This is a genomic window from Mycobacterium hubeiense (assembly GCF_002838065.1).
Lineage (GTDB): Bacteria > Actinomycetota > Actinomycetes > Mycobacteriales > Mycobacteriaceae > Mycobacterium > Mycobacterium hubeiense.
The window spans coordinates 21,223-42,385 of the sequence record NZ_PIZU01000024.1 but is presented as its reverse complement, the minus strand read 5'-3'; the positions used below and the strand labels follow the sequence as shown (position 1 = coordinate 42,385).

General features: G+C 66.2%; 17 protein-coding genes and 1 pseudogene. 16 read left to right on the top strand and 2 right to left on the bottom strand.

Going from position 1 to position 21,163, the window contains the following annotated elements:
- Nucleotides 1-98: 98 nt before the first annotated feature.
- From CWS39_RS18255 to CWS39_RS18200, 13 genes and pseudogenes are all read left to right on the top strand, one after another.
- A pseudogene (locus tag CWS39_RS18255) lies at nt 99-1,079 on the top strand (IS481 family transposase); the annotation flags it as partial.
- Between the two features lie 546 nt (nt 1,080-1,625).
- A complete protein-coding gene (locus tag CWS39_RS18250) occupies nt 1,626-4,199 on the top strand; it encodes an ATP-binding protein (RefSeq protein WP_102144345.1) in 2,574 nt (857 codons plus the stop codon).
- Complete coding sequence (locus CWS39_RS18245) at nt 4,196-5,896, top strand: hypothetical protein (RefSeq protein WP_102144344.1); 1,701 nt, start codon at nt 4,196-4,198, stop codon at nt 5,894-5,896. Before CWS39_RS18250 ends, CWS39_RS18245 begins: the two co-directional genes overlap by 4 nt.
- A 416-nt stretch (nt 5,897-6,312) precedes the next feature.
- Nucleotides 6,313-7,521, top strand: a complete 1,209-nt coding sequence (locus CWS39_RS18240) for a C40 family peptidase (protein ID WP_102144343.1) — start codon at nt 6,313-6,315, stop codon at nt 7,519-7,521.
- Between the two features lie 88 nt (nt 7,522-7,609).
- On the top strand, nt 7,610-7,792 hold the full coding sequence (locus tag CWS39_RS28665) for a hypothetical protein (protein ID WP_142386877.1): 183 nt from the start codon (nt 7,610-7,612) through the stop codon (nt 7,790-7,792).
- Nucleotides 7,793-7,884: 92 nt separating this feature from the next.
- Nucleotides 7,885-8,682 (top strand): hypothetical protein, encoded by a 798-nt coding sequence (locus tag CWS39_RS18235; protein WP_102144342.1) that lies wholly within the window; start codon nt 7,885-7,887, stop codon nt 8,680-8,682.
- A gap of 100 nt (nt 8,683-8,782) precedes the next feature.
- Nucleotides 8,783-10,981 (top strand): FtsK/SpoIIIE domain-containing protein, encoded by a 2,199-nt coding sequence (locus CWS39_RS18230; protein WP_142386876.1) that lies wholly within the window; start codon nt 8,783-8,785, stop codon nt 10,979-10,981.
- 21 nt (nt 10,982-11,002) lie between these two features.
- Nucleotides 11,003-11,308 (top strand): hypothetical protein, encoded by a 306-nt coding sequence (locus CWS39_RS18225; RefSeq protein ID WP_102144340.1) that lies wholly within the window; start codon nt 11,003-11,005, stop codon nt 11,306-11,308.
- Nucleotides 11,309-11,456: 148 nt separating this feature from the next.
- The gene (locus CWS39_RS18220; protein ID WP_102144339.1) at nt 11,457-11,855 is read left to right on the top strand and encodes a hypothetical protein; all 399 of its coding nucleotides are present in this window, start codon (nt 11,457-11,459) and stop codon (nt 11,853-11,855) included.
- A 9-nt stretch (nt 11,856-11,864) separates the two neighbouring features.
- A complete protein-coding gene (locus tag CWS39_RS29215; protein WP_199178183.1) occupies nt 11,865-12,398 on the top strand; it encodes a hypothetical protein in 534 nt (177 codons plus the stop codon).
- Between the two features lie 20 nt (nt 12,399-12,418).
- Entirely contained in the window at nt 12,419-13,738 is a 1,320-nt protein-coding gene (locus CWS39_RS18210) for a hypothetical protein (RefSeq protein ID WP_102144338.1), read from the top strand.
- Between the two features lie 18 nt (nt 13,739-13,756).
- Nucleotides 13,757-15,325, top strand: a complete 1,569-nt coding sequence (locus tag CWS39_RS18205) for an AfsR/SARP family transcriptional regulator (protein ID WP_142386875.1) — start codon at nt 13,757-13,759, stop codon at nt 15,323-15,325.
- Nucleotides 15,322-15,657, top strand: coding sequence for a hypothetical protein (locus CWS39_RS18200; protein WP_102144336.1), 336 nt, complete (start codon nt 15,322-15,324; stop codon nt 15,655-15,657). Before CWS39_RS18205 ends, CWS39_RS18200 begins: the two co-directional genes overlap by 4 nt.
- 129 nt (nt 15,658-15,786) lie before the next feature.
- Here the strand turns inward: CWS39_RS18200 and CWS39_RS18195 are convergent, their stop codons facing one another.
- Nucleotides 15,787-16,389, bottom strand: coding sequence for a sensor domain-containing protein (locus tag CWS39_RS18195; RefSeq protein WP_233213564.1), 603 nt, complete (start codon nt 16,387-16,389; stop codon nt 15,787-15,789).
- On the opposite strand from CWS39_RS18195, the gene CWS39_RS28905 reads away from it, so the two are divergent.
- Together CWS39_RS28905 and dnaB are read left to right on the top strand one after the other, a co-directional pair.
- Complete coding sequence (locus CWS39_RS28905) at nt 16,388-16,684, top strand: hypothetical protein (protein WP_158240363.1); 297 nt, start codon at nt 16,388-16,390, stop codon at nt 16,682-16,684. The two genes, CWS39_RS18195 and CWS39_RS28905, sit on opposite strands and share 2 nt — an antisense overlap.
- A 456-nt stretch (nt 16,685-17,140) precedes the next feature.
- On the top strand, nt 17,141-19,222 hold the full coding sequence (dnaB, locus tag CWS39_RS18190; protein WP_102144334.1) for a replicative DNA helicase: 2,082 nt from the start codon (nt 17,141-17,143) through the stop codon (nt 19,220-19,222).
- A 155-nt stretch (nt 19,223-19,377) separates the two neighbouring features.
- Here the strand turns inward: dnaB and CWS39_RS18185 are convergent, their stop codons facing one another.
- Nucleotides 19,378-19,761 (bottom strand): hypothetical protein, encoded by a 384-nt coding sequence (locus CWS39_RS18185; RefSeq protein WP_142386874.1) that lies wholly within the window; start codon nt 19,759-19,761, stop codon nt 19,378-19,380.
- Between the two features lie 143 nt (nt 19,762-19,904).
- Here CWS39_RS18185 and CWS39_RS18180 point away from each other — a divergent pair, with 143 nt between their 5' ends.
- A complete protein-coding gene (locus CWS39_RS18180; protein WP_102144332.1) occupies nt 19,905-21,089 on the top strand; it encodes a hypothetical protein in 1,185 nt (394 codons plus the stop codon).
- The last annotated feature ends 74 nt before the right edge of the window (nt 21,090-21,163 follow it).

The following is a 21,163-nucleotide window of genomic DNA, read 5'->3' as shown; positions in this document are numbered from 1 at the left end:
CATGGCACTAATGCCAGGGGGAGTTTGCCTGGTCGACCCGGCTTGTCAGACCGCCAGGACAAACTCCTGGGCGATGCATTCGCCCAGGAGAAACGCCCATGCCGAGTCACCCGAACGCACCGTTGACGGCTGCTGGGCGTCGGCGGCTGTGTGAGCGGGTCGACCAGAGGCGGCCGATCGCGCACGTGGCATCAGAGGCCGGCATCTCGCGGCGCTGCTTGGCCAAGTGGCATGCCCGCTGGGTTGAGGCCGGTCCTGCTGGCTTGCTTGACCATTCGTCCGCGCCGAACTCGTCGCCCGGACAGACGGACCCGGAGATCGAGCAGCTCGTGGAGTCGTTGCGCCGGCAGACCAAGTACGGGGCCGCGCGGCTCTCAGCGGTCCTGCGTGACGAACACCGGATAGTGATCGCGCCGGTGACCGTGCACCGCATCTTGGTCCGCAAGGGCATCAGCCGGGTCAGCGATCTGGACCCGCCGACCGGTGAGCAGCTGCGCACAGTGCTGCGGTTCGAGCATGACGAAGCCGGGTCGATGATCCACGTCGACGTCAAGAAAATCGGCCGCATCCCCACAGGTGGCGGCTGGTGGGCGCACGGCCGCGGCTCAGACGGGCACCGGGCCTCCAAGCGCCAGGGCGAAGGCACCGGCCGGATCGGCTACACCTATCTGCACAGCGCCCTCGATGACCATTCGCGGCTGGCCTACACCGAGCCTTTGGAGAACGAGAAGGGTGTCACCGCAGCGGATTTCTGGCTGCGGTCGGTTGTGTTCTTCGCCGAACACGGCATCACCTCGATTCGACGGGCGCTCACCGACAACGGCTCGTGCTACCGCTCGAAGGCGTGGGCCAAGGCGTTACAGGACACCGGAACCGTGCACAAGAGAACGAAGCCTTACACGCCTCGGACCAACGGCAAGGTGGAGCGATATCAGGGCACGCTGGCCAGGGAGTGGGCCTACGTCCGCGAGTACGACTCAGAAGCTGAACGTCGGGCGGCATTGCCGGGCTTCCTGAACTTCTACAACTACGAACGGCCCCACAGTGCACTGGGACACCGGCCGCCGGCCAGCCGTGTGCCGCTCAGCACCTACCGACTGACCGCCGAAGGGATCATCGTGCCGGACATCCCAGAGCGCCCGTTGCAGCTGTCGTTCGATGACCTCACCGCGTAACCAATGTCATGGAATAGCACACCTAGACGCCCACTGTCCCCTAAGAGTGGTCTCGTTCATGAACACGCCCGTGACGACCACGCCCATTAGTGAGCCAGCCCCCTGTCGCGAACACCGCAGCGGAGAAGTCGTCCACATCGTCGGCCGGTGGCAGTCTTTTCTCGACAGGGTTCTACGACTGAAGGTGCCACGGGCCCTGTGCGGAGAAAGTCTCGAGGGAGACCCTGACCGTCCCGATCCCATGGAGATCGGAGCCCCCATGTGCGCACGTTGTGTCGAACTCAGCGGTGCCACGTCAGATGAGATCGACCAACTCGAACCCGTACACCCCCACGAGATCTGACTACAACCAAGCACCGAACGAATCGCTAGGCACCCGGCGGTCAAGCACCGATTTTCAGGCGTCACGGGTGACCGGAACCCGTTTTTCCGCGGCATATACCTCGGGACATGAGCCCCAGTGCCCCTGCCCCCGCCGCACCGTCGCGATCGCTGCGCCAGCATCTGCGCACCAACACGCTGCAGCCCACCGTTGCCATCGCCGGCAACCTCCGCCTCACCCGCTCGGGAACGTGGTGGGCCGATTATCTCGTCGAGGGCATGGACTACGGCCTGCGCGACATCGATGACAAGGACCAAGTCCGCCAGCTGCACCAGCTGCTGTTTCAGGAAGTCCCCGACTACACATTGCTCGGCGGTTTCTCCGCCCCGATGGATCTCCCCACCGCGATGCGGCGCATGGTCCGCCACGAAGACCTCGACCGGCCCGACTACATCGACGAGTGCAACGCCCAAGCAGCGCGACTGCAATCGCTGCGGCCCCGCACCCGCCTCTACTGGCTGAGCATGCCGCTCGACCAGCGCTTCCGACACGGCCCGGCCGGGTCACGGCTGCTGAACATGGACTTCCTCGGCGGCGACAACCAACCCACCGCCGAGGATGTCGACGCCGCCGCCGCCAAAGCCGACAAGCTCGCCGAGCGCCTGGCCGACATCGTCACGCTGACCCCGGTGACCGGTCGCCAAATGCGCTGGCTGTGGGACCACCACATCAGCCGTGGTCTCGACGCCGGTCCATGCCCGCCGGCCAGTGAGGGACGCATCCGCGCCGGAGTGCGCACGTTCACCGAAGCCCTCTTCGACGAAGGCGCCAACGCTGACCGCAGCGAACACACCGGATGGTGGCGCCGCAACGCCCCATCGTTCGGACGCATCGTCAAGATCAGCCGGCCCGACGACGACGATCCCCGCACCACCTACCAGTGCATGCTCACGGTCAAGTCGTTCCCCGCCGACGAAATGATCTTCCCCGGCGGCACCGAGTTCTTCCAGCTCGCTGACACCCTCACCAGCCGCGGCGATAAAGCCGTCATCGACTGGGTCGTCCGGATCCGCAAGGTGCCCCGCAACGAGGTGCTGGCCCGCAACGTCAAGACGCTGCGACAGATCGACGAGCAGATGGATCAGCGCGACGGCGAGACCAGCTTCGGCCACTCCATGCTCACCGAAAAGGCCTTCATCCTCGCCGATTACAACCGCCGTATCGAAGGCGCCGACGACGAGGTCGAGATCCGCTTCACCCCGATCTTCGCCGTCGGCGCGGCCACCCAGGCCGACGCCACCGCCGCGGTCACCGAGCTCACCCGCGCCTGCAAATCCAAGCGCATCACTCTTGAGGCGCCCCTGGGAGCTCAGCGCGAGCTGTGGATGTCGATGGTGCCGGGTGCCCACCACATCAAGGCAGTCGACGCGTGTGTGCACATCACCACAAGCGAAGAAGTGGCCGCGTTCGTGCCGTGCGTGTCAGCCAAGGTTGGCGATGCCGAGGGCCCCATCATCGGGGTCAACCTGTCCAGCGGGTGCTTCGAACCGGTCCATCTCGACATCATGGGCAAGACCGCCCGCCAAGAAGCCGCCAGCGTCGCCACCGTTGGTCAGCCCGGCGGCGGAAAGACCTATTTCCTCCAGACCATCAGCGGCCACTGCGTTGACCGAGGTGGCCAGATTCTGGCCGTCGACCGCACCGAACGAGGGGAGTACGCCGAATGGGCACGCGGCTTGACCGACCCGACCGTCCTCGACCTCACCGCTCCGCGCTTCAGCATGGACCCCTTGCGGGTGTTCACCCGAGAAGAGGCCGCCGACCGCGTCCTTGACCTGCTGCTGCCGCTGATCAACCTCGAAGCCACGTCCCCCGCCGCCGGCGTGCTGCAGAACATGCTGCATCCCGACGTCCGCGACGACAACGACATTCACAGCCTCGCCGACCTCGCCCGGTTCATGACCAGCCCCGAGCTTCCCGAAGAGTTTCAGCGCAGCGAGATCGACAAACTGGCCACGCTGCTGTCGTTTTGGATGAACAACCAAAACGCTGGGGTGCTGTTCAACCCGAATCTGCCGCCACTGCAACTGACCTCGTCGGCGACGATCATCCGGACCCATCGCCTTGAGCTGCCCACACCCGAAGACATCCACTCTCCGCACCTGTTCAAGCAGCTCACCCCCACCAAACACATGGGCCGCGCGCTGTACGGGCTGACCGCCACCATCGCCCGGCGCGCCTTCTTCGCCGACAACTCACGCTTCGGCGCCTACGTCCTCGACGAGGCACACCATCTGACCACCACCCACGGGGGGCCGCAGGTGGTCAAGGAGTTCGCCCGCGACGGCCGCAAGCACAACGCCGCGATCTTCATGGGTTCTCAGGACCCCGACGACTACGGCGCACTCACCGACTTCTTCACCACGCTGGTGGTGTTCAAGCAGACCAAGGAAAACCAGGCCCGCAAGTCGGTGGCCTGGCTGGGGCCCAACCCAGACGCCAACTCGCAGCTGGTCAAAGATCTGCGCTACAACACCTCCCCGGCCGGCAAGGACGGGCAGCGCCCACCCGAGCACCGCCGCGGTGAGTGCTACATCCGCGACTCTGCGCTCAACATCGCCCGGATGAAGACGCTCGGTCCGGCGCTGGCACGGCGCGCGGACCGGATGAACACCAACGCCCCCGAGGCGGCGCGGCGATGACGATCACGACGCGGCTGCGGCCGCGGCCACTGCTGTGGGACACCCACTGCCCACCGCACCTGGCGTTGACCGGGATGGCGCTGCGCTGGGTGCATTCCGGCAGCCGCTGGCGGGCGCGCATCTTCTATGCGCTGCTGATCTGGCACCTGGTCGGGTTCTTCTTCCTGGTCGTTGCCGGCCCGGCGTTCGCCGACCCCAACGCCGACACCGATGCTCCCAAGCCCAGCCCCGCAGATACCTCGATGTTCGGCTGGATCGACGTCAAGGACTCGAGCGGGATCCGGGTCAGCGACTACTTCATCGCCGTCGACCAGGGCAACGCGTTCTCGGTCATCCCCGGTGTCAACAGCGACAAGAAAGCCAACATCGCGCTCGCACCGATCCTCGAGCTCGAATATGGCCTGTTCAAGATCACGTGCCAGTTGGCGCTGTGGGTCATCGGCTACGGCTTGTCGTTCGGCTGGATGGACTTCATCGCCAGACCGTTCGCTCTGCTCGGCGAGGCCACCGAAAACCTCACGCACAACATCGGTGTCCTGGCGCTGGCCCTGGCACTGGCTGGCGGTGTGGCCGCGTTCGCTCTCGTACGCGGTCGAATGTCCAAAGCCGCTTATCAGGTCGGCTCGGCCATCGTGATCACCGCGCTGATGGCCAGCATCTTCGCCCAGCCGGTGGCCGCGCTGGTCGGCTCCGACGGCTACTTGGCCAAAGCTCGCGACGTCGGGATCAGCATCTCCTCCGGGATCACGCGGGGCACCGCGACCTCACCGGCCGGCGACAAGCCCAGCATCAACGAGCTGCAGACCGCGCTCGCCGACGGGTTTGTCCGGCGCCCCACCCAGATCCTCAACTTCAACGCGCTCGCCGACAGCAACGGTTGTAAAGGTGTGTGGGACGCCGGGATCCGCTCCGGTGACCGCAACAAGCTCAAGGACACGATCGCCAAGTGTGGCACGGCCGGCAAGAAGATGAAGTACGCCGCCGACCACCTCACCGGCGACCGCCTGGCCAGTGCCGCGTTCATGCTGCTGCTGTCGACGATCCTGCTGACGTTCGGCTGCTACCTGATCGGCAAGATCCTCTTGGCCGTCGTCATCGCGCTGTCCAACGCCATCATGCTGCCGATCGTGGGCACCCTCGGCGTCGTCGCGGGCGGCCTTCAAGGTATGGCGTTCAAATGCCTGTGCAATATCGCCCTCGCGTTGATCAAGATCCCGCCCACCGTGATCTACGCCGGCGCCTACGCCGCGCTGTTGGGCAGCATGCTCGACGTCGACGGCAATCCCATCCAGGTCTTACTGCTGTCGACGGTGCTGCTGATCGTGTCGATCTTCGCGTTCCGCCGCATCGAGGCCGGCCTGAACAACAAGCACGGCAACGTGCTCAGCTTCCTCAACCGCGGCGGCTCCTCCGAACTCCCCAAACCCCCTCCCTCGACGCTGGCCAAACTGGCCGGCCGCGGTACCTCCTTGGCGTTGCAGGCTGGTGGAGCTGCACTCGGTGTCCCGCCCACCGTGACCGGGCTGGCTGTCGGGGCCGGGCGGGCCGCGCGACGAAGCCTCAGCGGCGGCGGCCGCGGCGCTCACCTGGCCGCCGAGCGCAGCCACAAACAACAGCAAGACCGGCAGAACGCGCAGTATCAACAGGACGCCAACCAGTGGTGGTACCACTCCGCCACACAGTGGGTTGAGCAGTAGTACCACCGAGGTGGCGGCTATCAGCAGTTGGCGCCGAGCGGCGATCCCGGCGAGGAGATTCCGACTGCAGCGCCGCCCGCGCCGCCGGCGCCAGAGGCTGAACCGACCCCGTCGGCGCCCCGGGTCACCGAATGCCTGCGCGAAACCCCGCCGCTGCCCCCCTACGTCGCCGTCGCCGGCTCCGCGATGCCGCAACAGATCCAGCCGGCCGCCTCGCTGCCCCCGGTCAACCTGAGTTCGCGCGCCGCCCGCCCCGCCCCGGTGCAACGGCCGCGGCAACCCCGACCAGCACCAGCGTCCTCGGCCCCGCCGTCGTCACCGCAACCGGCCGCCCCAGCGCCGGCTCCCGCGCCGCGAGCTCCCCGCCGGTCCCAGGTCGCTGATGTGCTCAACAACCGTCCCAGCCAGCCACCGCGATGACGCTCAGTATCAAGCCGCTGCTGGCTGCGGTGATCGGGATGATCACTGCGGTTCTGACGATCCCGATCCTGATCATCGGGCTGATCGTCACGCCCACGAGCGAAGCCAACAACCCGGAAGCTCAGCTCAACGAGTGCGACGCCCAGATGCGGGCGGTGGGAATTCTGGCGCGCAACGCCTCCACCACCCAGGTCACCACCCCCAACGCCGGCAACAACGCCCACGTCATCGTGGCCGTCGGCGAAAAGATGCGCATCCCGCCCCAGGGCATCGTCATCGCGCTGGCCACCGGACTGACCGAATCCGGCCTCAAGAACTACGCCAACGACGGCCAGGGCGGCGATCTCAAACCCGACCAGGTCGGTATCGAAGCCTCACTGCGGCTGCCGCACGACGCGGTCGGCACCGACCACGGCTCGCTGGGCATCATGCAGCAGCAGTGGCCGTGGTGGGGCACCATGCAAGAGCTGATGACGCCGGCGATCGCCGCGCGCACGTTCTATGAAGCACTGCTCAAGGTCAACAACTGGCAAAACCTCCCGGTCACCGTGGCCGCCCAGGCGGTGCAGGGCAGTGCGAAACCCGACGCCTATGCCGCCCACGAACCACGAGCTCGCGCTCTCTACGCCGCATACCGCGGCGCCGGCGGCGCCACCGACGACGACGAAGCAGCCCTCGTCGGACTGGCGGGGAGCGCGCCGGCCGACCCTCGGGCACCCCCGTCTGCCGACACCGACTCGTCGTCCAACTCCACCGACCTGTGCAACATCTTGCGTGTCGGCGTCCAGCAGCAGAAGGTCGCCGAACGTAATCCGGTCATTCAGTCCAGCGAGGCCGGCGTCCGGGCGGTGCGCGCCGCCCAGTCCCAGATCGGTCTGCCCGACGTGTGGGGCGGCGGCGGTCTGGACGGGCCCACCGGAGGCCGGTTCGACTGCTCGGGACTCACCCGCTACGCCATCTATCAAGCCACCGGAAAAACGTTGCCGCGCACCACCTATGACCAGATCAACACCGGCGTGCCCGTCCCGGATCTCAGCCAGATGCTGCCCGGCGATCTGGTGTTCACCAACTTCAGCGAGCGCGGCCCCGAACACGTACAGCTCTACGCCGGCGGCGGGCAAACGGTGGAGGCCAGCACCTTCGGCGTCCCGGTGAAACTGAGCCAGTTCCCTCAGGGAAAGGTCGTTGGCCGCCGTGTCCTGTGACTGTGACGATCACGTTCACTGCCGCACGAGCGCTTCACGGACGACGCGACGCCATCACGCCGACGAGTTACGCGCCCGGTTGTTGGCGGTGCTGACCTCAGCGCCCGGCCCGATGACGACCGCCGCGTTGCGTGAGCAGCTCAGTGCCGACCTCGCCCGTCCGGTGGTCATCGAGACGGTGTATCGAGGCCTGTCGCTCCTGGCCGATCGCGGCCAGGTCCTCCGCGTCCCCACCCGCGGGCGTCACACCCAGTGGGCGATCTCCGCGTGACCGGCCAGCAGCCAGAAACGACCTACAACCACCACCCATTCGATCGGATGGGGTGACCGGATTCGTCGACGCCTCGGCATATACCTCGGGTCATGAGCACCTTCGGGCCCGACCCTGGCGGCGATGCGATCGCTGACTGGCCACGCGATGACACCGATGCCGACTGGGACGCCGACGACTGGCACACTGCCCCGACCCCGGCCCGGCCCCGTCGAGAGGTAGAGGTGATTCCCTCGCGGTGGCCCAATTCAGACGAGGAGCCTGGCCCCTCACCGACCTCTCGGCGCCGACGGTGGGTGATCGTCGTTGGAGCGCTGGCCGGCGCCGCGATCGCCGCGGCACTGTGGTGGCTTCTCGGCGGGCGGACAGCTGCAGGTCCGACGGTGACGATCACGCCGGCGACACCAAGCGATCCGGCGCCGACGCAGCCGCAGCCCGGCCCGGAACTGACCTCTGAGGTGCCCGTCCCGACCATCGACGCACCGGTGCCCACCGGCCAGCCGGCCACCGGGCCGGCCGCCGACGTCGCTGCCGGCTTCGCCGCCGACTACGGCAATCCCGGCACCGGCAAAGACGACTGGCTCAACCGAGTCAGCCGGTGGACCGCGCCGCTACTGGCAGACGGCTATCGGCTCACCGACCCCAACCGGTTGCCCTCCGCACAGTTTCAGCGTCTGTCGGCACCGTTGAACAACGACTCGGCCACCATCGTCTACAACGCCTTCTACGACACGATGACCCTGGAAATCCGCGTCGCCTTCATCGGCGACCGCTGGCAAGTGATCGCCGCCCTCGACACCGAGCCGCTCACTGACCTTTCCCCACCAGGCAGCTCGGCCCCCGTGACGACGCCCTATCTCCCGCCCGATATCGCCACAACCCAACCCTGACCCCGGCACAGGACCCGGCACCGGATCGAAAGGCAGATTCCCGTTGGCGCAACGTCAACTCACCCTCAACTGGCACGGTACCCAAGTCCCGTGGATCACCATGACGATCTGGGTCGCATCGGTCGGCACCGCCGCCGCCGAGTGGCTGCACCTGAGCGATCCGCAGCGGTTCCCCACCTGGGTCACAGCGTTTCTCATCCTCTCCGCCCTGGCCGCCGCGGCCATCGTCGCGATCGTCGCCCGCCACGCCGCCGAACGGGCCGCCGTCCTCGCCGAACTCGTTGAAGCCCTTCACAGTCCGCTGGGCTGGCCCGAACCCACGCACGGCCTGATCACCGCGAGCCGGTGGAAACCCGCCCCCCGCGCAGTCCGCCGAGCCCATCGCATCTACCCCAACAAGATCCGCATGCACTACATCCCCGCCGCAGCGGTCAAGCAGCAGTCCTCACTCGCGCGGATGTATCGCAGTAGCACCGAGGACGAATCGGCCCCGACCGCCGAGGCGAACCCGGAGTGGCTGCGCCTCATCAACTCGCTGCTGACTGAAAACCTTGGCGTGGCCTACAAACTCAGCGTCGACCGCCGCGCACGCCGCCTCACCGCCACCCCGGATCCGCAGGCCGGGGAGGACGACGAACCGGCCGCGATCAAGCGGCTGCGCGCCAAGGTGGCCAGCCCGGCGATGTTTGAAGCCGGCGCTGTCGTGACCGACTACACGATGTCGGAAAAAGGCCGCATCACCAAGTTCACTGTCACGCACAACATTTCAGAAAAACTCGCCCGGTCATCGGCGCGCACCCACCAGATCGAACGCATCATGTCCAAGATCCTGGCCGGCCGGTGGCGCGCCGAGTTCAACCTCGTCGACGACATCGCCGAGTTCGAGCTGCGGCCCAGCCTGCCGCGGCTGGTGTGGCCACGCATCTATCCCGAGAACGACGGCGTAGCCGCCGCGATCGCCAATTACAAGCACACCCGCTTCATCTACGCCTTCGACGAGGACCGCAACCCGATCTCATGGCACCCCAAGACCGTGCCGCACCGGTTGATCATCGGGCCGACCGGCTCGGGGAAGACCTCGACGATCCACACGTTCGTCACCCAAGCGGCCCGCGCCCACTGGGCGGTCAACATCGTCGACCGAAAAAACATCGAGTACCGCGGATTTCGCGACTGGCCCAACGTGCAATGCGTCGCGACCCGCATCGAGGACCAGATCGCACTCATCTACCGCATGTGGATGTTGATGAAGCAGCGTTATGAGGCCGGCGAATCCGGGGCGGCGCGCACCGAAGACTTCGCGCCGGTGCTGCTGGTGCTCGACGAGTTCACCGAACTGGTCAAAGACATCGCCGCCTGGTACGTCAAACTGCGCGCAACACCCGGGTTGGACACCAAGAAGTGGCCGCGGGAACTGCCTATCGAAGAGATGGTCGGGTCGATCCTTCGTCTTGGCCGCACCGCCCGTATCCACGTCATCATCGGCATGCAGCGTCCCGACGTGAAGTACGTCGAGGGTGAGAACCGCGACAACCTCACCGGCCGCCAATCGGTGGGGCGGCTCGGCCGCAACGGCGCCGACATGCTGTGGGGCGACTACTACACCGGCACCACCATCCCGCCCGGCCTGCTGGGCCGCGGCGTGGCCTACAACGACCATGGCGACCCCGTCGAGGTGCAAAACTTCTTCACCCCTGACCCCTACAAGCCCGACGACCTCACCGATCCGACCGCAAAACGCGTCCTCAAAGCGTTGCGACCGGCATCGTTCAGCCACCCCCGCATCGTCTTCGCCACGCCGTTCGATCCCCACCAGGACGAAGAGTTTCACTACACCGACTACCTCGAAGCGCCGGTTTTCTTGGCCGAGGAACGCCCGGATCTGGATCCGCTCAGCGACCAATACCGCTTCAAACCGCACGTGGGCCAAGGGGAGGCATTCGCGGCGGCCGCGGCGCTGGGACCAGACCGCTCCGGCTCGACCGCGACGGTGGCGCCGCCGATCACCGCATCGTCTCGCCGGCAGCGCGACACCTCATCTGACCGCTGGCCGGGCTACGGGGCTCCCGCGCCGCGCGCCGTCGATGATCTGCAGGTCGGCGACCTCATCTGTGTCGATGCCGGCCTGGGCGTGTGGGGCATTCTCGAGAAACCGCCCGAGCCCGACGTGGTCGACCCCACCGCGATGCTGTTGAGCTGGCGCGGCGCCGACGACGAATACGACCTGTTGACCGTGCCGGCCGACGACCCGATCGTGTCGCGGGCACTGCTCGACGATGACCAACAGGAAGCTGCATGAGCACACCGGAGGTGCCTGACCATGACCCAACCGTCCACCCATTCCGGCGAACCGGACTGGGTCGAAACGCTGCTACCGCTGATCGTCATCGCCCTCATCGGCGCCGCGGTCTACACCAAACGGGCCGCCATTATCGGCTGGTTGGTCACCCACAACATCGTGATCGGCCCCGAGCAGCAGCCTCTCATCGCGTTCTACGCCGGCTACGGAATCGACCTTCAACGCATCGTGTTTCTGCTGCTTCCCGCCGTGGCAGCGCTGGTCTGCTCGGTCATCATCGGGGTCGCGATCTGGCGCAACGCCACCGCACCGCGCCGCCGCAACTAATCAATTCGCCTGGGAATAGATGTCTACGTCTCGGTACGATAAGTCTCCATACAAAGCCGGGCCGGGAGGGGCGAAGCGGTCAGCTGGATGGTCAGAGGCAGACGCCAGCCTTCCCTCCCGTCCCCTCACTACGAAGGGGTCGCGCTGCATGGCCAGAGCGAAACGCATCAGCAAGAAAGCCGCTGAATATCAGGCTCGCGCAGACGAAGCCCTGGCCAACCGTACGGCCCTGGTGGGGGCGATCGGGGCTGCCGAGGAGAAATACGAGCAGCAGCGCGACAAAGTTGCCGAGGAGCAGCGGATCCTTGAAGAGCGGGCCGCCGAGGTCGCCGACGCCTACAACAACGCCCTTGAGGGCGGCTGGACGGCTACCGAACTCAAAGAGCTCGGCATCACTCGCCCCGACGCGAAACCGTCGAAGTCGTCGAAGAATTCGACACCGAAATCGTCGACTCTCAACTCGGATGCGGCCAGCACCGCTACCAACAGCGACGCTCACGAGCCCTCCCCGCCACCCGAGCGAAGCCCCGAACCGGCCAACCAGTAAGGAGTTCCGATGACCGACGAACCGCTGCCCCCCTACCCGTACCCGACACCGCCGCCTACTCCGCTGCCGCAGTACCCGCCCTACATTCCGGAGTCCCAGATGGACCTGGATTCGGGTATGCCGCGCTCAACTCTCGACGGCATTCACGACGACGGCGGCGTCATCATCAAGAAACCCGGCGAACTCGGCCCACCGCCCACCTACGGCAATTACGTGGAATCCCCGCCCGGATCTGGCGTGTGGGTTCCCGATAAACGACCCCATCCCCCGGGGTCGGTCCTGCCCGCGAGCACCGATACCTACCCCACGACCGGGGATCCGGCCGTCGACGAGGCGATCCGACAGACCTTTACCAACCTCGTCGAGATCCGCGATGCCCTCGGCACCGGCCAAACACCGGCCAGCGGCCCCTTCTACACCGACGCCGCCACAAAGGCCCGCAACATTCAGTGCGACATCCAAAGCGTCGGCCGTGCCGCCGACAGCCATTGGATCGGCGAGTCGGGCGATATGTACCGCACCATCAACCAGCGGCTCGCCTGAGCCCGAACGGGAGTCTCACCATGAGCGATGGCCAGGATCTTTCTGACCTGATACTGCCCCCGGGCGGCGCACCCGCACCGCCCGCAAGCAACCCCGTCTTCGACGACTTCCTGAACAGTCTGCCCAAGCCGCCGGCTGCTCCCCCGCCAGCACCACCGGCACCTCCGGCCGGCGGCGGCAATGGCGGCGGCTCCGGTGGAAGCGGAGGCTCCGGCAGTGGTGCCAGTACCGCGGCCCAGAGCGATCAGAACGCCGGCGCGGCGGTCGACGCCTCCGCGGCGAACTCTCAGGCCGGCTTCGCCAACTCCCAAGCCAATCTCGATCAGCTGCGCTCGGAAATCGAGCGTCTCGGACCGATCCTCGACACCCCCGAGGGACAGCAGCAGCTCATGGATGCGTTGCAGCGCTACCTCAACGCCGGCGGCGGGCAGCTGCAGGCGACCGATGGGGCGGCCCAACAACAGGCCGGCGACCTCCAAGGACTGCTCGATCAGCTCTCCGGGGACAGCAAGAAGTCGAGCTCCAAGGACAGCAGCGACAGCAAGGACGACGACGAAGAAGAGGGCAGCAGCAGTAGCAAGGAGTCGTTCGAGCCCGGCGATCTCAAGGAACTGCTGTCGTCGTTGGGCCCGGCACTGCAAAGTCTCAACCCGTTCGGCCAACAGAGCCCGTTCGGCCAGCAGAGCCCGTTCGGCCAGCAGAGCCCATTCGGCCAGCAGCAGAGCCCCTTCGGCCAGAACTCGCCGTTCGGGCCCAACAGCACCGGATCGAGCGGCGTCACCCCGGCGGCCAACCCGTTCAGTTCTGTTCCCGGGGCCAGCTCCTCCGGCGGTGGCTCCCCGGCTGGCGGCGGCGGGTCCTCCATCCCCGCCACACCGGGCTCACCGTTCGACGCGTTGAAGACCGAAGCCGAAAAGCAAGCTGAGGGTGAAGGCGGCGGCGAGACAGGAGACGACCCGAACAGCAAGACCGTGACGTGGCCCGACGGCAGCACCACCGAAGCCCCCACCGTCGAGGCGGCCCAGGCGCTGCGCGCATCCATCGAAAACGACAACGCCGTCGCCGCCTACGAGCAAGCCGGCATCGACATCAACAACGCCACCCCGGTCGACCCCAACGAGGTGCAGGCCGGCGACTACGCCCGATGGGAGGACGGCAGGATCTCGCCGGCCGCCGGCCCGGGCCGGGTAGTCAACAACGGCCAAGTCGTCGACGTCACCACGGTGACCGGCGAGGGAGCCGGCTTCGAGGGCTGGTATCACCCCGAGGGCGAGGGCGGCGGCGGTGCAGAATCTCAGCCCGACGCCACCGTGACGGCCAGCCAGAGCCAGCAGCAGTAAGCGACGGTGTCGATGTTGATGACGCGCTCGGCCGCCGATTGGTACTTCCAGGACGACGGTGACATGTTGGTCGGTTCGGCGGTCGCCGCGCTGGGCCGGCCCACGCCTCCACTGATGGCGGTTCTGGCTGAGCCCGAGGCCATCTCGGTTCTGCCGCACCTCGATCGGGAGTTCCCGCCGCCGCCACCGCCGTGGTCGCACGTCCCCGACATCGACTCGTGGACCTGTGATCCTCGTGATCTGCGCGCATCGGTTCAGCCGGCCCGCCGGCCCGTGCTGCTGCCGCTGGGTGTGGCGCGCGGGGGTGTGCTGCTGGTGAACCTGGAGGCGGTCAGCCCGCTGACGGTCACCGGCGACCCCGACGAGGTCGCAGCGGTGCTGAGGGCGTGGGTGATGAATCTGCTGCTCGTCCCGCACCGGATCGTGGCCGCTACCGCCGCAGCGACCGCGCAGCTCGCCACGGTGGGCAGCGGGCGCTTCATCGCCGCCGACGATGCCGACGCGCTGCGCCAACGACTCGATTCACTGGCAGTCCAGCCCGACGTCGTTGTTCTCGACGACGCCGACCCGGGGCGCGCCACCATGTTCCCCACCGCCTGCGTCGTCACTACCGCGGTGACCGACGGCGCCTGGCAGTTGCGGGTCAACGGACGGCGCGCAACCCTGGCCAACGATCACCGCAATCTCGCCCTGTCACTGGACTCCATCACCGCTATCGACGGCGCCGGCTGGGGCGATTTGTTGGCCGCGCTGCATTCTGAGGCGCACGCCGCCGCTGCCGCACCGCCAGTCGCCCCGCCGCCGGCACCGGAACGTGATGACACTGTCGCCGACGCCGACGCCCAGATCTCCCCGGACATCTGGGTGCGGCTACTGGGCGCGCCGGCCGTCACCCCGCCTGACGGCCGCACGATCGACGACCCGGGCCGTAGCCGGGTCTGGACGTCGGTGATCGCCTATCTGGCCACCGTCGGCCGCGGCGGCGCCACCCGAGAAGACCTCCGTGAGTGCTGGGGGCACAATTCCGTTGGCGACCAGAGCATCCGTCAGACGGTCTCCCGTATCCGCGGGTTTCTCGGTGAGGGCCCGGATGGCCGGTCGTTGCTGCCCGAGTTGGGCCGCGGTGGCCGGCGCGGGGATTTCGAACCACCGCAAGCACACCGGCTGGACCCGATGGTGCTCAGCGATTGGGAACGTTGGCAGCAGCTCGTCGGCGACTCACCGACCACCGCCAGCGACGACGCGTTGGCCGAGGCGTTGGCCCTGGTTCGTGGTCCTGCCTTCGACGTCCCGCCGACCGTTGCCGCCCGCTACGAGTGGGCGAAGTTCCTCAAAGACGACATCACCGACGCGGTGCCCGATGCCGCGCTCGAACTGGCCACCCGCCGCGCCAAACAAGGTGACCAGCCGGGCACGGTGACCGCCGCGCTCGCCGGCGTCAAAGCCAACCCGCAACGCCAGGACCTGTGGCGGCTGGCGTTGAAAGCCACCACCGACAAGGTTGAGCTGGCCGCACTTGCCGACCAGCTGCGCCGATCGATCCCCAGTGACGAGATCGAACCGCCCACACGAAAGCTACTGCCATGAGCCCCAACGCTTTTCACACCGATACCGATGAACAGGACCGCACTGAACTCTTCGTCGGCTACAACCGTGACCGATCCATCATCGTCACCTACAGCCACTACGGCTTCGTCGGCCTGGAGCTCACCGACCGCGCATACCGGCTCACCGAAACCGCGCTCGGCCGCGCAATCGTCGAAGTCGCCAAGCTCGCCCACCAGCGCGCCATGGCCCATCTGCGCGAAGTGCAGCTCAGCTTGGGCACGTCACGGCGGATCCTCGACCGCCGCGACCTGCCCACCGCCGAACAGGTCGACGCGTTGCAGCAGCGGATCGACGAAGACCCCGACATCTGAGTTCCGGTACTGCGAGTCACGCTGTACGCTTTCGGTGTCTGCAAGCACTAGCTTCAGAAAGTGAGCCCGAGACCCGGCCGGACGACCGCGGCGCTCGGGCTTCGCGCATATCTGGGCGCTCACACGTTCTCACCGTTTCGCCCAGCGCCACGCGAAAACCGCTGGGGTGCAGCGAGAATCGTTCGGTTCCGCCCGTGCGGTGCACGCTGGCGGCATGCGGTCAGCGATCTTTTGGACCAGCTCGGGTGCCTTCGTGCTGCCGTGGCGGCCGCAGATCACGACGTCGATAACCACATTGCGGCGTGCCGACAGAGCACGCTGGCAACTCCACGCGAAATCAGCTTCCTGAACCATCGTGACCGTGAGCACTCCACCGGTGAGCTCTCCACCGGCCATAAAAGGCATGCCAGCCCGCCAGTAGGTGGTCTCACTCACCGTATGCAACGTCACCTTCTGGTTCGCGCAGCTGCGCCACAGGTTGTTCTGCGCGACGACGAATCCTGATGCCGCGGGAGAGCTTTGGAAATTCGACACCTGTTGGGCCACGGTGTAGGAAACCTCTTGGTTCAGGTCATTCTGGAAATATTGGATGCGGGTACTCAAGTACCCCGATCCGATGTAGGCCTGGCGCAGCGCCGGTGCGGCGATCCCCCCGCAGTTGCGTGGTTCACTCGACGCGTCGCCGAGCGCGGGGTAGTCCCACGTGCTCTGCAAATCTCCGACACCCAGCATGGAATTCACGTCCCCGACACTGAGCAGCATCGCGCGTGCGGCTTCACCGCCGACCGTTTTCTCCGCCGGCGCCGGTGGCGGTGCCGATCTCTGCGGTGACCGTCGCGGCACAGATGAAGGTGTCGTGCTCGACGCTGTTGCCGACGTGGCGGGTTCGGCCGGGGAGGCGGCCTCACTTGAACCGGAGTCGTTCCCGGTGAAGCGCAGAGCCACCACCACGACGGCTGCCAGTGCCGCGGTCACCGCGATGCCGGCCATCACCCAGGTACCGACACGGCCCCGCTGGGGCGGTTGAGGCGGAACCCAGCCGTGGCCCGGAATCTGGACCTGCGAAGGCGGCCAGCCTGGGCCGCCGGCCGACGGCCCACCGTGCCCTGGCGGCGCCGGCGGACCAACGTGCCCGGGCGCCGGCGGCACTCCTTGGCCGCGGTGGGGCGTTCGCCCGAGCTGCACGGTCCGCTGATCATCATCAGGTGTATTAGCGGCCCAGCCCTCACCCAAGCCCGGGCCGGTCACTGCCCAACCCCGATACCCGCGGCGATCCCGTCGTTGAACGAACTTGGCACTGCCGCCTCCCTCTTGTCGCCGCAGACACTCGTGTCGCGGCGAAGGCTACGCAACGCAAACTCAGGCATGCGATCCTCCTACGGCACTCGGCCACCGGTTGGCAAGGCGAATCCGAGTCGCCCGCGGCCCGTTGCAGCCCCAAATCGCCTGGGTAATACATCGGCGCGGGCGTATTGTCCGGCCCATGGCCGACCCCGCCGGTGTCGACAAACGTCAGCCTCCGCAAGACGAGGCCGCCGAGCAAGCTGTGCTGGGCGGCATGATGCTGAGCAAGGACGCCATCGCCGACGTTGTAGAACGGCTGCGCGTCAACGACTTCTACCGCCCCGCGCACCAGAACATCTACGCCGCAATCCTCGACATGTACGCCAACGGTGAGCCCGCGGATGCCGTCACCGTGGCCGCGGAGCTCGACCGCCGCGGCCAGCTGCGCCGCATCGGCGGCGCGCCCTATCTACACACCCTGATCTCCACCGCGCCCACCGCCGCCAACGCCGGCTTCTACGCCGGTATCATCGCCGAGAAGTCACTGCTACGCCGGCTCGTCGAGGCCGGACCCCGCGTCGTCCAGTACGGCTACGCCGGTGCCGACGGCGCCGACGTCACCGAGGTGGTGGACCGGGCGCAGGCTGAGATCTACGCCGTCACCGAGCGCCGGCGCACCGAAGACTACGTGCAGCTCGAAGCACTGCTGCAGCCCACCATGGATGAACTCGATGCCATCCAGAACAACGGCGGCTCGGCGCGCGGTGTGCTCACCGGTTTCACCGACCTGGACGCAGTCACCAACGGGCTGCACCCCGGCCAGATGATCATCATCGCTGCCCGCCCCGGCGTCGGAAAGGCACTGGCCCTCGACACCCCGCTGCCCACCCCCACGGGATGGACAACCATGGGTGAGGTAGCCGTGGGCGATACACTCATCGGAGCCGACGGCAATCCCACCACAGTCGTGGCAGCCACCCCGGTCATGCACGATCGCCCCTGTTACACAGTCGAATTCGACGACGGCACATCACTGATCGCAGACGCCGAACACCAGTGGCCGACCCAACGGGGAACACACACCACCACACAGCTGCGTCCCGGCCACGACACCATCGCCGCGCCCGCTGCCCTGACGTTGCCGCCCATCAAGCCGTCCATGCTGGCGATGACGCCCTATGCCGCCGGCCGTCTCCTCGGCGAACAGTCGACCCGCCGCGCGCCGGCGATCGCCCTACGCGACCTACGCCCCTACCTCCGCGGCAGCGAAAGCCAGCGCCGATCGCTGCTGCGTGGACTCCTCTATGGAGCCGGCCAACGTGACGACGACACCGTGACGATCCGGCTGCGCCCCAACCGCCCGCTCTATAAGGCCTTCGTCCAGGAGCTGCTGGCCTCGCTGGGATATCTCCTCGAACCCGACTCGAGCAGCTATACGGCCCGGTTCACAGACCCCCGCCGCAGCGACCAGCCGCCCGTTCGCACCGTGAGCACTGTCCGGCCGATCGACAGCGTGGCAGTGCGCTGCGTCGAAGTCGACAACCCCGACCACACCTACCTCGCCGGACACTCCATGGTGCCCACCCACACCTCCACGCTCGGTCTGGACTTCATGCGGTCGTGCTCGGTCAAACAAGGCCTCGCCAGCGTCATCTTCTCCTTGGAGATGAGCAAGTCCGAAATCGTGATGCGTCTTCTGTCCGCAGAGACCGGCATCAAGCTCAGCGATATGCGCGCCGGCCGGATGAGCGATACCGATTGGACACAACTGGCCCGCCGCATGGGCGATCTCAGCGACGCCCCACTGTTTATCGACGACTCTCCGAATCTGACAATGATGGAGATCCGCGCCAAAGCTCGCCGTCTAGCACAAAAGCATGATCTGCGCCTCGCCGTCATCGACTATTTGCAGCTGATGTCGTCAGGAAAAAAGTATGAGTCGCGCCAGCAAGAGGTCTCCGATTTCTCTCGCAGCATCAAACTCATGGCCAAAGAACTCGACATTCCGGTTGTCGCGATCAGCCAGCTCAATCGCGGCCCTGAACAGCGTCAAGACAAAAGGCCGGCAGTTTCCGATCTTCGCGAGAGCGGGAGTTTGGAACAGGACTGCGATATAGTTTTACTTCTACACCGGCCGGACGCATCCGAACCTGACGATCCCCGGATGGGCGAAGCCGACATTATTATCGGCAAGCATAGAAATGGACCGACTCGGACGATTTCAGTGGCCCACCAGCTTCATATAAGCCGCTTCGCTAACATGGCGCGCCTCGATTATTAGATAGACTAATTATTAGTAGTGAGTTGTAGTTTCTCAAGTTTCGGCGTAGACAAACCGGGCGCCGGGCTGGTCGGCAGTGGCCAGGCCGGCAACGATGCCAGCCCACAGCACGCCGCCGCCACCAGCGCCCACGAAAACCGCGCGCACCCAATGTTTCATCGCTGTCCCCGACGGTTGTCGGCGCGGTTGCGGCGAAAGATGATGACCGCGGAGTACGCCGACAGGGCTGCCAACACCACGTAGACGAGCCGCCAGAGGCCGTGGTAGTCGGCGGCGGAGACGGTGAAGATGACGACGAGTGCGGACATACCGGCGGCAGTGATGACTCTGTGGGCGTGACGTTGTCGGTTATCGTCACCGCCGCGGAGCCGGACGAGCTGCACAATGATCACAACCACCACCGCTGCCATCGCGGCGGCGATTGCCAGTCTCCCATCGACATCTCTTTCCCCCTTCACCCTGTGGGCGTCAGCCCCGCCGGCTGTGATGGTCTCCCCGCGATCGAACAGTGGGCCGAGGGCGTGGACTCCCGCAGCCATTTTGGTAACAGCCATCCCCAACTGCGTAGATCAGTCGGCTGCGACCGCGCCACGTCCGCATTTGACCGGTTCGGTTCGGGTCTTGTTTACGCGTTGACTGAGCGTTTGACTGATGAGCAGACACATTTGGTAGGGGGCGATCCATGGGGTGGGAACGCGATTGGCGCGAGGATCCGATGGTGTCGCCGCCCTCGGGCTGGCTGGTCCAAAGCCGAGCTGGCACACCCGGCAATTTCGAAGTCGTCATACCGTGGCCCGGCGGGGGGTTGGCTCACTTCTGGCGCGACAACAATGACGGTCCAAACCGGTTCAAGTGGTTCGGGCCCATCCACTTCGGCGGCTCGACGCTCTACAACCACGCCACGATCGTCGAGTCAGACTTCCGCACCCATGGTGATCAGAGCCTTGGCAACTTGGAAGTCCTGGCGTCACGGCCTGGCCTCGACGGAATAATCGACCATTTCTGGCGCGAGAACGCCGCCCCGTTCACCTGGCATGGACCGCAGCACGTCCAGACCGGAGGGCCACCCACGATGGCCTACTTCGGCAGCTCCATCGAGACCTTCCTGTTCTGGCAGCGACGGGGCCGCGTCGGCAATTTTCAAATGGCGACGCCGATCCACCCGATCGACCAACCCGGCTTATGGCTCAATGAACGGGTCAACACCTCAGATCCCATCCACTGGCGCCAGCTCGACACGATGAAGCAGCCGCTACCCACCTTCGCCGGCATCGCCCAGGGCATCACAACGGTGAACTCTCGCATCAACAACACCGGATACAAGTGGGCCGGTGACGGCGATACGGTGTTCGCAGGGATCGCCAACGGCGAGAACTCCCACATCCACATCGTGGTGAGAGAATGGGCCGATTCGGCCATGTACCGACGTGAACTCACCTATTACGGGCACTTCTCATCACGCGACGATGCAATCCTGAAGACCACTCGACGCTGGCGCGGAATTCCCGGCATGATCCAGGGCGCCTACGGCTATACCGAGCGCGACCCGTGGCCATGGTCCCGGGATGCTCACTACGGCAACATCGAGTTGGTGGCCGCGGGTCGTTTCGGCGGAATCGACCACTTCTGGCATGACTGTGGTGAACTGCTTGACGCCAATCGGTGGAACACTCATTGGCATGGGCCCATCACATTCGGGGTAGGCGAGGACGCCTATGACATCGTGTCAATTATCCAGAGCACCTTCAAAATTGGCGACAGCGGTGTGTTAGAAGTCGTCGCTCGATGGCGCGGTCAACCCGGCTTCCACCACTTCTGGCGGGACAACACCCTCCGATGGAACGGCCCGATTCACGTGGGGCAGTAACGCCAGTTGGACGCCATCAACTACGAATGTGAGCGCATACCGCTGCCGTCGGCTGCTCAGGATTCCAAGTCGTC

Excerpts from the sequence above, each read along its gene's own strand:
- CWS39_RS18185 (WP_142386874.1), bottom strand. The coding sequence starts at position 19,761 with ATGGCTGCGGGAGTCCACGCCCTCGGCCCACTGTTCGATCGCGGGGAG.
- CWS39_RS18180 (WP_102144332.1), top strand. The coding sequence starts at position 19,905 with ATGGGGTGGGAACGCGATTGGCGCGAGGATCCGATGGTGTCGCCGCCC.
- CWS39_RS18240 (WP_102144343.1), top strand. The coding sequence starts at position 6,313 with ATGACGCTCAGTATCAAGCCGCTGCTGGCTGCGGTGATCGGGATGATC.
- CWS39_RS18195 (WP_233213564.1), bottom strand. The coding sequence starts at position 16,389 with ATGCTGGGTGTCGGAGATTTGCAGAGCACGTGGGACTACCCCGCGCTC.
- CWS39_RS18230 (WP_142386876.1), top strand. The coding sequence starts at position 8,783 with ATGACGATCTGGGTCGCATCGGTCGGCACCGCCGCCGCCGAGTGGCTG.
- CWS39_RS18200 (WP_102144336.1), top strand. The coding sequence starts at position 15,322 with ATGAGCCCCAACGCTTTTCACACCGATACCGATGAACAGGACCGCACT.
- CWS39_RS18250 (WP_102144345.1), top strand. The coding sequence starts at position 1,626 with ATGAGCCCCAGTGCCCCTGCCCCCGCCGCACCGTCGCGATCGCTGCGC.
- CWS39_RS18225 (WP_102144340.1), top strand. The coding sequence starts at position 11,003 with ATGACCCAACCGTCCACCCATTCCGGCGAACCGGACTGGGTCGAAACG.
- CWS39_RS18245 (WP_102144344.1), top strand. The coding sequence starts at position 4,196 with ATGACGATCACGACGCGGCTGCGGCCGCGGCCACTGCTGTGGGACACC.
- CWS39_RS18220 (WP_102144339.1), top strand. The coding sequence starts at position 11,457 with ATGGCCAGAGCGAAACGCATCAGCAAGAAAGCCGCTGAATATCAGGCT.
- dnaB (WP_102144334.1), top strand. The coding sequence starts at position 17,141 with ATGGCCGACCCCGCCGGTGTCGACAAACGTCAGCCTCCGCAAGACGAG.
- CWS39_RS29215 (WP_199178183.1), top strand. The coding sequence starts at position 11,865 with ATGACCGACGAACCGCTGCCCCCCTACCCGTACCCGACACCGCCGCCT.
- CWS39_RS18205 (WP_142386875.1), top strand. The coding sequence starts at position 13,757 with ATGACGCGCTCGGCCGCCGATTGGTACTTCCAGGACGACGGTGACATG.
- CWS39_RS28905 (WP_158240363.1), top strand. The coding sequence starts at position 16,388 with ATGGAATTCACGTCCCCGACACTGAGCAGCATCGCGCGTGCGGCTTCA.
- CWS39_RS18210 (WP_102144338.1), top strand. The coding sequence starts at position 12,419 with ATGAGCGATGGCCAGGATCTTTCTGACCTGATACTGCCCCCGGGCGGC.
- CWS39_RS18235 (WP_102144342.1), top strand. The coding sequence starts at position 7,885 with ATGAGCACCTTCGGGCCCGACCCTGGCGGCGATGCGATCGCTGACTGG.